Annotated in this window: 8 protein-coding genes and 1 pseudogene; 4 read left to right on the top strand and 5 right to left on the bottom strand. The window is 63.7% G+C overall.

The window, feature by feature from the left end; all coding sequences use genetic code 11:
* The first annotated feature begins 155 nt into the window (after positions 1–155).
* The 4 genes and pseudogenes from CXY80_RS04915 to CXY80_RS04900 all read left to right on the top strand — a co-directional run bounded on the left by CXY80_RS04915 (position 156) and on the right by CXY80_RS04900 (position 3,699).
* On the top strand, positions 156–1,115 hold the full coding sequence (locus CXY80_RS04915) for a DMT family transporter (protein ID WP_307725674.1): 960 nt from the start codon (positions 156–158) through the stop codon (positions 1,113–1,115).
* 28 nt (positions 1,116–1,143) lie between these two features.
* A pseudogene (locus tag CXY80_RS04910) lies at positions 1,144–1,461 on the top strand (chorismate mutase); the annotation flags it as partial.
* Between the two features lie 175 nt (positions 1,462–1,636).
* A complete protein-coding gene (locus CXY80_RS04905) occupies positions 1,637–2,572 on the top strand; it encodes an SDR family NAD(P)-dependent oxidoreductase (protein ID WP_233195001.1) in 936 nt (311 codons plus the stop codon).
* A gap of 116 nt (positions 2,573–2,688) precedes the next feature.
* Positions 2,689–3,699, top strand: a complete 1,011-nt coding sequence (locus CXY80_RS04900; protein ID WP_092447895.1) for an aldo/keto reductase — start codon at positions 2,689–2,691, stop codon at positions 3,697–3,699.
* A gap of 75 nt (positions 3,700–3,774) precedes the next feature.
* Here CXY80_RS04900 and CXY80_RS04895 read toward each other — a convergent pair whose 3' ends face one another.
* The 5 genes from CXY80_RS04895 to CXY80_RS04875 all read right to left on the bottom strand — a co-directional run bounded on the left by CXY80_RS04895 (position 3,775) and on the right by CXY80_RS04875 (position 12,048).
* Complete coding sequence (locus tag CXY80_RS04895) at positions 3,775–4,686, bottom strand: hypothetical protein (RefSeq protein WP_134495468.1); 912 nt, start codon at positions 4,684–4,686, stop codon at positions 3,775–3,777.
* Positions 4,687–4,820: 134 nt separating this feature from the next.
* On the bottom strand, positions 4,821–7,127 hold the full coding sequence (gene purL, locus CXY80_RS04890; RefSeq protein WP_092447893.1) for a phosphoribosylformylglycinamidine synthase subunit PurL: 2,307 nt from the start codon (positions 7,125–7,127) through the stop codon (positions 4,821–4,823).
* Positions 7,128–7,338: 211 nt separating this feature from the next.
* Positions 7,339–9,042 (bottom strand): ABC transporter family substrate-binding protein, encoded by a 1,704-nt coding sequence (locus CXY80_RS04885; protein ID WP_104131808.1) that lies wholly within the window; start codon positions 9,040–9,042, stop codon positions 7,339–7,341.
* Positions 9,043–9,139: 97 nt separating this feature from the next.
* Complete coding sequence (locus CXY80_RS04880) at positions 9,140–11,200, bottom strand: ABC transporter ATP-binding protein (RefSeq protein ID WP_104131807.1); 2,061 nt, start codon at positions 11,198–11,200, stop codon at positions 9,140–9,142.
* Positions 11,197–12,048, bottom strand: coding sequence for an ABC transporter permease (locus tag CXY80_RS04875; protein ID WP_104129869.1), 852 nt, complete (start codon positions 12,046–12,048; stop codon positions 11,197–11,199). Before CXY80_RS04875 ends, CXY80_RS04880 begins: the two co-directional genes overlap by 4 nt.
* Between the last annotated feature and the right edge of the window lie 29 nt (positions 12,049–12,077).

The raw sequence follows: 12,077 nt of genomic DNA, 5'->3' as shown, positions 1-12,077 counted from the left end.
GGGCGAGGCGAACCGCCAAATTGTGCGGCGGTTGATCCCCGATTGGCGGGAATTCCCGCCGGCCGGGTGCGGCACCTGCTGCCATTCTTCGGCGCTTTTCAGACGTTGAGCTCGGCGGGGCGCTGGTGCGCCGACGCCCACTATAGGCTCAGACCGTGCCCCCACAGCCTGCCGCCAGCAACACCCTCGTCACCCTGCAATTTCTCGGTATGGGGCTGATCTGGGGCTCCAGCTTTCTGTTCATCAAGATCGCGCTCGACGGGGTCAGCTTCGGTCAGGTCGCTTGGTCCAGACTCGTGCTCGGCGGACTCACCCTCGGCCTGATCGTGCTCGTGAACCGGCCGCGGGTGAACAACGGGCCGGTGCTGCCGCGCGAAGGCGTGGTCTGGCTGCACTTTCTGGTAATTGCGATCACCGGATGCGTGATTCCGCACCTGCTCTTCGCCTGGGCCGAACAGTACGTCTCGTCGAGTCTGGCGAGCATCTACAACGCGGTCACTCCGATCATGACGGCGCTCCTGGCGACGCTGGCGTTTCGGGTGGAGAAGTTCGTGCGCGCCCAGGTGGCCGGGGTGATGCTCGGCATTTTCGGCGTCGTCGTGATCATCGGTCCGTGGCAATACTCCTCGCTCACCGGCGACTTCTGGGGTCAGCTCGCCTGCCTCGGCGCGGCCGTCAGCTACGGCTTCACCTATGGCTACACGCGTCGTTTTCTGAGCGGCCGGCCGATCGCCGGCAGCACCTTCGCCTTTCTCAATATCGGCATCGGCGGTGGCATCATGTTGCTGCTGACTCCCGTGCTGGCCTGGAGCCCGGTGCAATTGACGCTGCCGATCGTGCTGTGTCTGCTGGCTTTGGGTGCCCTCGGCACCGGAGTCACCTACATCTGGAACATCAACGTGCTGCGCGCGTGGGGCCCGACCAACGCGTCCACGGTGACCTACGTGACACCCGTCGTCGGCGTGATTCTAGGGGTGCTCGTGCTGGCCGAAACGTTCTCCTGGCACGAACCGACCGGGGCGCTGCTGGTGCTCGTGGGCATCCTGCTCACGCAGAAACGGTTGCGGCTCGGGTGGTTCGGGGTGCGGGGCCGGGAGGCGGCGGCATCCGTTTGACGCGGGCAGCATGCATTATCGTAAAACCATGGCCGTACACGAGGAACTACCCCCAGAAGCCGCCGCGGCTGCGATCGACCAGCTGCACAGCATTCGCGAGAGCATCGACAATATCGACGCCGCGCTCATTCATCTGCTGGCCGAACGGTTCAAATTCACCCAGCAGGTCGGGCGTCTGAAAGCCGCCCACGGGTTGCCGGCCGCCGACCCGGCGCGTGAGCTCATGCAGATCGATCGCCTGCGCGGGCTCGCCGAAGAAGCGCACCTCGACCCGGCCTTCGCCGAGAAGTTCCTTAATTTCATCATCGCCGAGGTGATCCACCACCACGTGAAGATCGCCGGCGGCGAGCCGGTCGTGGTGGGACGGGCCGCTGGGGCTGCGGCGGGGCTTCCGGCTGGGTCGGCGACTGTGCCCGCTAAGACTGCTGTGCGCGCTGCGACGCACCCGGTGCCGCACCCGCCGACCGCGCATGCACCGAGCCGGGCGTCGTGATCGTTCGGCGCCGCGCTGTGGGAACCGTGTGGTCAGCAACGTGAGCTGGGATCTGCGCTCCCTCCCCGACCAGAGCGGCAAGACCTTCGTGGTCACCGGCGCCAACGCGGGCCTTGGTTATTTCACCAGTGAGCAACTCGCTGGGGCTGGCGCGCACGTCATTCTGGCCTGCCGCAACACCCTGAAAGCGGATGCCGCCGCGGCGGCCATCCGCGATCGCGCGCCCGGGGCATCCGTTTCTGTGCTGCAGCTGGATGTATCAGACCTGCAGTCGGTGCGCGAGGTCAGCGAGACCCTGCGTGCTCTGCCGCGTCTCGACGGTCTGATTCTGAACGCCGGAATCGTGCACCCGTCTGCCGACCGGCAGGTGAGCCTCGACGGCAACGAGCTCATCTTCGCGACGAACTTTCTGGGCCACTTCGCGCTCACCGCCGGCACCCTTACGGCCTTGCGCCGCACGCCCGGCAGCCGGGTGGTGTCGCTCGGGTCGCTGATTTCCCGACTGATGGATTCGTCCCTCGATGATTTGCAGCTCGCCACCACGTACAACGGGTGGAAGGCGTACGCGCAATCCAAGATCGCCATGCAGGTGTTCGGATTCGAACTCGACCGGAGGCTACGGGCGACCGGCGCCGGCATGGTGCAATCCCTGGTGGCACATCCGGGATATTCCATTTCGGGGCTGACTCCGACCATTCCCGGTGTCAATAGCGTCTCGCGGATCAAACGGGTGATCGACGGTGCGCAAACCGTGGTCGGCGCGCAGGGCAAGCACCACGGCGCCTGGTCGACCGTGCGTGCTGCAATCGACCCGGATGCCCACGGTGGCGACTACTTCGGCCCGCGCCTGCTCACCCGTGGCCGCCCCGTGCGCCAGCCCGCCACCCGCACCTCCCGCGACCGAGCCGTGGCCGCGCGTCTCTGGGAGCGAGCCGAGACCCTCATCGACGAGCCCTTCCTCTAATCCCTCTCGCGAAAGCGCAAAAAGTGCCCGATTGAGAGGTTCAATCGGGCACTTTTTGCGCTCTCGCGTGACGTTATACGCGTGGCATCGTGTCGCCACGCCGCTATCCTGACCAAATGAGTACAACTCCCGCCACCCTGACCGCAGTCACACTGGGCGACGGCCTCACGGTCAGCTTGCAGGGCTACGGAGGCATGTCGCTCACTCCGGTCTACGGACCCATCGACCCCGACGACGCCCTGCGCACGGTGACGCATGCTGTTGACTCCGGTCTCACCTTCATCGACACGGCCAACGTCTACGGCAACGGGTTGAGCGAGCAGACCATCGCACGCTTGATCGCCACCCGGCGCGATGAGGTTCAGCTGGCGAGCAAGTTCGGCATCCTCTCTGGTGGCGGCATCGGAGCGCGCGGCATCCGCGGTGACCGTGCCTACGTGTTCGAGCAGATCGACCTGAGTCTCGCCCGCCTCGGCACCGACCACCTCGACCTCTATTACCAGCACCGGGTCGACCCCGAAGTGCCGATCGAAGAAACCGTCGGTGCACTCGCCGAGCTCGTTCAGGCGGGAAAGATTCGCCACATCGGCTTGTCCGAACCGACCGGCGATGAGCTGCGTCGCGCGGTGGCCGTGCACCCGATCGCTGCGGTGCAGTCTGAGTGGAGCATTATCAGCCGGGACGTCGAGCGGCACGTTATTCCGACGGCGATCGAGCTGGGAGTCGGGTTCGTTCCGTACTCGCCGCTCGGGCGCCAATGGCTCACCGGACTCTTCGACCGTGCCTCGCTCACCGACGGCGACGGTCGCCACAAGTTTCCCCGGTTTGCCCCTGAGGCTCTCGCCGCCAACCAGCCGATGCTCGACGAGGTGCTGGCGGTGGCTCGTGAGGCCGGGGTTTCGCCGGCTCAGGTGGCGCTCGCGTGGATTTATGACAAGGGTCGCGCTCTTGGGGTTGCCGTGTCGCCCATCCCCGGCTCAAGGTTTATTGAGCGCGTGGACGAGAACCTGGCGGCCGCGGGCATCCGTCTCGATGCTGCGCACGTCGAGCGCCTGGACGCGCTCGCCGACCGCGTCGTCGCCGGCCGGTCATTCAACCCCCAGTGGGTCTCCGCCGGCCGCGAATAGCGACTCGCCTTCCTCGCGAGAGCGCAAAAAGTGCCCGATTGGACCTCTCAATCGGGCACTTTTTGCGCTCTCGGCTTACGGCCGCCAGCCGCCGGCCATGAGCGCCACCGTCACCCTGCGGATCACCTCGGGCGGATTGCGGAGGTGGGATTTGTTGATGCGGATGACTCGCCAGGTCTCCTCCATGAGCGCGTCGAGGCGGTCAACGTCCCAGTGGTACTGGTTCTCGTCGGTGCGATGCTGCCCGCCGTCGTACTCGAGCAGAACACGGTACCGGCGAAAGACCAGGTCCCCGGTGGCAAGTTTCACGCCGGTGCGGCCCAGAATCAGACCATTGACCTCGGGCTCTGGCAGGCCGGACCGCACGATCAGCAGCCGCAGGTCGGTCTCGCGGGGTGAGTCGACGCCCGGTCGAATCCAAATTAGCGCCTCGCGCAGGAGCTTCACGCCCCGGTGTCCCGAATAGCGACGAACGGCGGTGAGCAAGTCGCGCGTCGTTGCGAACGGATGCTTGCGGCGCATGAGTGCGTCGCCGATCCGGATCAAGTCGTCGAGTCCAAGCATGGTAGATAGCTGGCACCAGGTGTCGACCGCACTCGTGACGTGCAGGCCCTGAACGTCAACCACGGTGACTGTCTGGGGGGCGACGTGGTGGCCGCGAACCCCGCGTACCCGGTCGCGCAGCGCGGGTGCTTCGGTTGAGACATGAATGGTTTGGGTACGTTCGACGGCGTAGGGCAGTGGGAGCCCGTGCACGCGAGCAGCAGTCACATGGCTGAAAAAGTCTGATTCGGACATGCGGTGGGCGTAGGTGTGGATGAGCAGGTTTACCGAGTTGTTCTTTCCACGCGGGGTGCGCGTTGCCGGATAGGGACGCGCCAAGTCGGACGCCCGCATCCGCTTCTTGGTTAGGCCGGCGCCACTGCCCTCGGCCGTGCTGAATGGACGTCCGTCAAAGTCCGGTGGAAGTCTGTGAGACCGATTCATGCCCACAGTGTGACCCAACTTCAACGAGTCCCAAGAGTTATCCACACCCCAAGCCCCTGGCAAGGTTCGCGAGAGCGCAAAAAGTGCCCGATTGAACCTCTCAATCGGGCACTTTTTGCGCTCTCGCGAGCTAGCTAGGCGAAGGCGGCGGGGAGGGTGGTGCGGTGACGCGACTGCATCTCCGAGAGAGTCGCAGCGAAGACGTCTTGCACCTCCAGGGCGTGCAGGGTGTTGTCCGTCACACCTATGCGCAGCACCGGAATGTACCGGCCGGCACACAGTCCGAGGAATTTCACGTCGTCTTCGCGCGGCACGCTGACGATGACGCGACCGGCCGACTCCGAGAACAGGGCAGTGGATGCGTCCACCCCGTCGCGCCCGCAGATGTCACCCAGCCAGACCCGTGCGCCCACCCCGAAGCGCATCACGGCTTCGGCGAGGGCCTGGGCAAGCCCGCCCTCGCTGAGGTCGTGGGCGCTGTCGATGAGGGCTTCCTTCGATGCGGCGTGCAGCAGACCGGCGAGGGCCTTCTCCCGGCCGAGATCCACAACCGGCGGACGACCACCGAGGTGGTTGTGCACGACACCGGCCCAGGCCGAGCCGTCGAGTTCGAGGCGGGTCTCACCGAGCAGGTAGATGTTGTGCCCGTCGTCCTGCCAGCCGCTCGGGATGCGGCGGGCGACGTCGTCGATCACGCCGAGCACGGCGACGACCGGGGTGGGGTGAATCGGCTGGTCGCCGGTCTGGTTGTAGAACGAGACGTTGCCGCCGGTGACGGGAATCTCCAGCTCGAGGCATCCGTCGGCGAGGGCGGTGACGGCCTCACGGAACTGCCACATGACCTCGGGGTTCTCGGGCGAGCCGAAGTTGAGGCAGTCGCTGACGCCGGCCGGCACGGCGCCGGTCGCGGCGACGTTGCGGTACGCCTCGGCGAGGGCGAGCTGCGCGCCGCGGTACGGGTCGAGCTGGCAGTAGCGGCCGTTGGCGTCGGTGGCGATCGCGAAGCCGAGGCCCGACTCTTCGTCGATGCGGATCATACCGCCATCGTCGGGAAAGGATAGCGCCGTGTTGCCCTGCACGTAGTGGTCGTACTGGTCGGTGATCCAGCTCGGGTCGGCCAGGTTGGGCGAGCCCAGCAGATCGAGGAACTGCTCGCGCAGGGTCTCGCCGTCGAGTGCACGGGGCAGCACGGAGGCGGTGTCGGCCTGGAGGGCGTCGATCCAGGTGGGGTAGGCGAGCGGGCGCTCGTAGACCGGGCCGTCGACGGCCACGGTGCGTGGCAGCACGTTGACGATCTCCTCGCCGTGCCAGTTGATGATCAACCGGCCGGTGTCGGTGACCTCGCCGAGCACGCTGGTCTCAACGTCCCACTTTGTCGTGACGGCGAGGAAGCCCTCGAGCTTCTCGGGCGTGACGATCGCCATCATGCGTTCCTGGCTCTCGCTCATGAGGATCTCTTCGGCGGTGAGCGTTGGATCGCGCAGCAGCACCTTCTCGAGTTCGATGAACATGCCGCCGTCACCGTTCGAGGCGAGCTCAGAAGTGGCGCAGCTGATGCCGGCCGCGCCGAGGTCCTGAATACCCTCGACGAGCTTGCCCGCGAACAGTTCGAGGCAGCACTCGATGAGTACCTTCTCGGCGAACGGGTCGCCGACCTGCACCGCTGGGCGCTTGGTGGGTCCGCCGGCGCTGAACGTGTCCGAGGCGAGAATGGATGCCCCGCCGATGCCGTCGCCGCCGGTGCGGGCTCCAAACAATACGACCTGATTGCCGACGCCGCGGGCGTTGGCGAGGTGCAGGTCTTCGTGGCGCAGCACGCCGACCGAGAGCGCGTTGACCAGCGGGTTGCCCTGGTAGACCCGGTCGAAGACGGTTTCGCCGCCGATGTTGGGCAGGCCGAGGCAGTTGCCGTAGAAGCTGATGCCGCTGACGACGCCGTGCACGACGCGGGCGGTGTCTGCATCGTTGATATCGCCAAAGCGGAGGGCGTCCATCACGGCGACCGGGCGGGCGCCCATCGAGATAATGTCGCGCACGATGCCGCCGACGCCGGTCGCGGCACCCTGGAACGGTTCGATGTAGGAGGGGTGGTTGTGCGATTCGATCTTGAAGGTGACCGCCCAGCCTTCGCCGACGTCGAGCACACCGGCGTTTTCGCCCATGCCGACCATGAGGTTCTTCTTCATGGCGGGGGTGACCTTGTCGCCGAACTGGCGCAGGTACATCTTCGAGCTTTTATAGGAGCAGTGCTCGCTCCACATCACCGAGTACATGGCGAGCTCGCCCGACGTGGGGCGGCGGCCCAGAATTTCGCGAATCTTCGCGTACTCATCGGCCTTGAGCCCGAGCGCGCCGTAGGGCTGCTCCTTCTCCGGCGTCGCAATGGCGTTGGAAACGGTGTCGGCGACGCCGCGGGAAGAGGTATTGGAAACAGCGGTCACGTGTGGAATTCTCCCCGAGATAGCGGATGCTTGACCCGGTCAGTCTACCGGTCGCCTCGTTATGCCGATATCGGCATGGTGCGGCAGACGGGAATCGGGTGCCTTCGGCCCGCAGGGAGGACTACTCGGCTCAGCTCTGCCCCCAACGAAAAACGGGCGGGTCGGATGCCGCAGCACCCGACCCGCCCTGTTGGGTTCAGAAGGTCAGTCCCTACTTCTCCCAACCCATGTTCTCGACGGGCTGCACGCCGAAGAGGTCCAAGCCAACGTAGGGCTCGGGAGTGAGATTTGCGAGGCCTTCCTTGACAGTCCAAATTTCTGGTCCGTTATACATCGGGAAGATGCCCCAGGTCTCGGCGAGGATCTCGGCTTCGAGCTTCATCGCCTGGACCGTCTGCTCCTTGGGGTCGGAGATCGACTCAAGCTGGTCGTGAATCTTCGCGTCGATCTCGGGAGTTCCCGTTCCGGAGAGATTGAGCCCACTGTCGGAGCAGTAGATCTGGCAGAACCATGCCGCACCGAAGGGGTCAGAGGCAGTGAAGCGAAGCGAAAATATGTCCCAGTTCTTCGTGGAGTAGTCGGTCGAGAAGTCCTGAGGCGACCGCGTGTCGATGGTGACAGCAAAACCGGCGGCCTTCAGCTGCTGCTGCAAAGCCTTGGCGGCAGCCTCCTGCACGGGGTCGTCGCTGAAGATGGGGTAGGTCAACGCGAGGGCGACGCCATCCTTCGCGCGAATTCCGTCCTCGCCCGCGGTCCAGCCGGCCTCGTCAAGCAGACTTTTTGCGCCTTCGAGGTCAAACTTGTAGCCGGCCTCTTCGAGCGCGTTGACGTAGTCGGGCTGGAAGGCGTACAGCGTGAACGAACCAGCGGGATCCTCTTCGTAGTTCAGACCGTTCCAGACGACCTTCTTCTGCTGCTCCACGTCAACAGCCATGAAGAATGCCTTGCGAACATTGATGTCCTGGAACTGTGGCTTGTCGGAGTCAACCTGCAGCAGCGTGTTGGCCGTCTGCTGAGCCCGGTACGTCACGACCCCATCCATATCCTTGACCTGCTCGAGGCGGTCCTTGGTGTTGGTGCTGGCCATGTCGATCTCGCCGTTTTTGAAGGCGTTGATGGATGCTGCGCGGTCCAGCTGACGAAAGGTCACCTTGTCGAGCAGCGGCTTCTCGCCCCACCAATTTTCGTTTGGCTCAAACACCACGGTTCCGCCGTTGATGTCGAAGTTGCTGAGTTTGTACGGCCCGGCGCCCCACTCAGCGTGCGGTTCGTCAATGTAGCCCTCGTTGAAGATTTCGGGCGTGTTCACATTGGGGTTGAGCACAGTGGTGAAGAGCATCTGGGGCCACGCAAATTCACCTTTAAAGGTGACGACGGCCTGCTTATCTGTTTCGCCCTTGGTGACCGACTCGATCTCCTTGTAACCGTCGGTGGCATTGGGGCTGTAGCCCTCTTCGTAGGAGCGGTTCGCGATCCAGGTTGCTTCGAACGCCTTCCAGTCGATGGGTGCGCCATCGTTCCAGACTGCGTCGTCGTTGATGGTGAAGTTGACGAAGGTCTTGCCGTCCGCGGTGCCGAATTCCCAGTCGTCGAGGTAGGCATCGTTCTTGTAGGGCGTGCCATCTTCTTCCATGAGCAGAATCTGTGGCGTGTACCACGACGCGAGGCGTGAGGTGTCCGCGCTCGCGTCGCCGTTGAGGGGGTTCATCTGCGGGGTGATCTCCACGATCGGGAAGACCACTTCGCCACCCTGCTGAAGGTTCTCGCGTGGTTGGGGATTGTAGTCGGCTGACGAGACCGCAATGATGCTTTCGCCACTGTCGCCGGAGTCACCTGCCGCGGTGCAACCGCTGATACCGAGGGTGAGAACACCGCCCAGTGCGACAATTCCAAGGAGCTTTCTGTGCTGATTCATACCGTTCCTTACTGTGTGGGGCTGGAAATGGGAAAATCAACTCCGGCCAGGAACCGTGACACCCGAACGGTGTCAACGCTCACTGAGCTGAGACGTTTTATCTGAAATGGCAAGCGTTGCGATGGGTGTTCTCTAGCCCGGTCAACGGCGGCACTTCGCCAAGACAACGTGCCTGATCTTCGGGCGGCAAAACCTTGAAGAGCTGGCACCTGCTGGCAAACGAGCAGCCACCAATGTGATCGGTGGCGCTCGCCAGATCGCCAGTGAGCACGATGCGTTCGCGGGTGCGCTCGATGTCCGGATCCGAGATGGGAATCGCAGAGAGCAAAGCCTGCGTATAGGGATGCTGGGGGTTCTCGAAGATCTCGTCGACGCTGCCATGCTCAACGAAAGCGCCCAGATACATGACGGCCACGCGATCAGCGATGTGTCGAACGACGGAGAGGTCGTGCGCGACGAAGAGGTAGGACAGGCCCAGTTTGGCCTTGAGCTCATCGAGCAGGTTGATCACGCCAGCCTGGATGGAAACATCGAGAGCCGAGACGGGTTCATCAAGTACCACAATCTTGGGGTTGGTAGCCAGGGCTCGGGCGATACCGATGCGTTGGCGTTGGCCTCCCGAGAACGCGGACGGAAAACGGTTGCTGTGCGTTGGGTCGAGGCCGACCAAGTCCATCAGCTCATCGACCCGGCTTTCGCCCTCAGCTTTCTTGGTTCCGATCGCACGTAACGGCTCGGCGATGATGTCGGCCACCGTCATGCGCGGGTCGAGGGCGCCCATTGGGTCTTGAAACACGATCTGGATGTCACGCCGCAGGGTGCGCTCGGCGTGACCGCGACGCACATCGGCGACGCTGGTCCCGCCGAGGAGGATGTCGCCGTCAACCTGTTCAACCAGATCCATGATTTGCAGCAGCGTCGTGGTCTTGCCGCAACCCGATTCGCCGACGATCGCCATCGTCTCGCCCTCACGGATGTCAAACGATATTCCACGGATGGCATGGACTTCCCCAACCTTGCGTTTAAGGAAGGCCCCCTTCATCAAGGGAAAGGTCTTGGTCAAATTGCGTACTTCGAGGGTCACCGGCCGATCCGCACGGGGGACGCCCGCCAGCGCGCGCTCGGGGATGTCTGGCAGGGGAAACACTGGGTGCCCATCGATGAGGCCACCGTCGGTAATTTCGTGTGAACGGATGCACGCAGCGTGGTGTTCGCCCACCTTGTCGTTGCCAACGGCCACGAGATCAGGTTCGCGCGAATGACAGGCATCGATAACGATCGGACAGCGCGCCGCGAAGGGGCACGCATCCGGAAGATTGATCAGCAGCGGCGGGTTTCCCTTGACCGGTACGAGGGGCTGTTTTTCGGCCTTGTCGACCCGGGGGATCGCGCCAAGGAGACCAATGGAGTACGGCATGCGCGTGCGGTGGAAGAGCTCGTGCACGGGGGCCTTCTCGACCGGCCTGCCCGCATACATCACCAGCACATCGTCCGCTGTCTTGGCGACGACCCCCATGTCGTGAGTGATCATGATGACGGCGGCACCGGTCTCGCTCTGGGCTTTGGCGATCAGGTCGAGAATCTGGGCCTGGATCGTCACATCTAGGGCGGTTGTCGGCTCGTCGGCGATGATGAGTTTCGGCTTGTTGGCCATCGCGATCGCGATCACCACTCGTTGGCGCATCCCGCCAGAAAACTCGTGGGGGAAGGACTTCATGCGCCGTTCGGGATTGGGAAGCCCCACGGTTTCGAGCAGTTCGACGGCACGAGCCCACGCTGCACGCTTCGAGAGCTTGCGATGAACGGTGAGCGCCTCAATAAGCTGGTCACCAATGCTGAAGACCGGGGTGAGCGACGACAGCGGGTCTTGAAAGATCATCGCCAAACCATTGCCCCGGATCGCGGAGAGCTGCTTGTCAGATTTGCCCAGTAGCTCCTGGCCGTCGAAAGTGATTGAGCCAGAGACCCTGACGTTCTCGTCTAGCAGCCCCATGATCGCCAGCGACGTGACCGACTTGCCCGAGCCGGACTCGCCGACAATGCCGAGTGTGCGACCGGCCTTGAGGTCGAACGAGATGCCGCGTACGGCGTCGACCGTGCCCGTCTCCGAGGGGAAACTGACCTTGAGGTCGCGAACAGAAAGTAGTGGGTTGGTCATGCTCGCCCTCCAGCGGCCGAAGTCGGGTCGAGCGCGTCCCGCAGGCCGTCAGCGACGAGGGCCATCGAGACCGTGAGTAGCGTGAGCGCGGCGGCTGGAAAATAGAACAACCACGGTGCGCTGGTGATGGTGTTTGCCCCGGAGCCAATCAGTGAGCCGAGCGAGACATCAGGGATCTTGACACCGAAGCCGAGGAACGACAGACCGGTCTCGATCATCACCGCGGCAACCACACCAAGAGTGAAGTTGATCACCAGAAGCGAACCGATGTTGGGCAGCATGTGGCGCAGCACGATCTTCATACCCGGCACGCCCATGTAGCGGGCGGCGTGCACATACTCTCGTTCACGCAGTGAGAGGGCCATCGTCCAGATCACCCGAGCGGGGAAGAACCACCCGATGAGAATCATGATGAGCGAAATAATGCGCCAGTCTCCGCCGGAGTCGTTGGAGAACATTGCCAGAAGCAGGAATGTGGGCACGACCATCAGGAAATGAATGAGCAGCAGTGTGAGCCGCTCGAACATGCCGCTGAAGTATGCGGCCGCGGTACCAACCACTGCAGAGATCACCGTGGTTCCCACCGAGACTGCGACGGCAATCATGAGTGAGCGTTGCAGGCCGATTGCCACCTGGGCGAAGGTGTCGTTGCCCGCGCTCGTGGTGCCAAACCAGTGTTCGCCGCTCGGCGGCTCACCGATGTTGAGAAAATCGAGCTCAATGTGGTCGTAGCGCGCAAGCAGGGGAGCAACGAGCGCGAACAGCACGAGGACGGCGAAGATCACCAGGCCCGCGACCGCCGGACGATTGCGCCGAAAACGCCTGGAGTAGAGCTCCCACTTCGACATCCGTTTTCGGGGAAGCCGAATAGCAGTGG

It is taken from the genome of Cryobacterium sp. M91 (genome assembly GCF_002929615.1).
GTDB lineage: Bacteria > Actinomycetota > Actinomycetes > Actinomycetales > Microbacteriaceae > Cryobacterium > Cryobacterium levicorallinum.
The sequence above is the reverse complement of the archived record's forward strand: the minus strand, read 5'-3'. Positions and strand labels throughout refer to the sequence as shown.

Coding starts and splice junctions, on each gene's coding strand:
- CXY80_RS04900 (WP_092447895.1), top strand. CDS start 2,689: ATGAGTACAACTCCCGCCACCCTGACCGCAGTCACACTGGGCGACGGC.
- CXY80_RS04895 (WP_134495468.1), bottom strand. CDS start 4,686: ATGAATCGGTCTCACAGACTTCCACCGGACTTTGACGGACGTCCATTC.
- CXY80_RS04885 (WP_104131808.1), bottom strand. CDS start 9,042: ATGAATCAGCACAGAAAGCTCCTTGGAATTGTCGCACTGGGCGGTGTT.
- CXY80_RS04880 (WP_104131807.1), bottom strand. CDS start 11,200: ATGACCAACCCACTACTTTCTGTTCGCGACCTCAAGGTCAGTTTCCCC.
- CXY80_RS04875 (WP_104129869.1), bottom strand. CDS start 12,048: ATGTCGAAGTGGGAGCTCTACTCCAGGCGTTTTCGGCGCAATCGTCCG.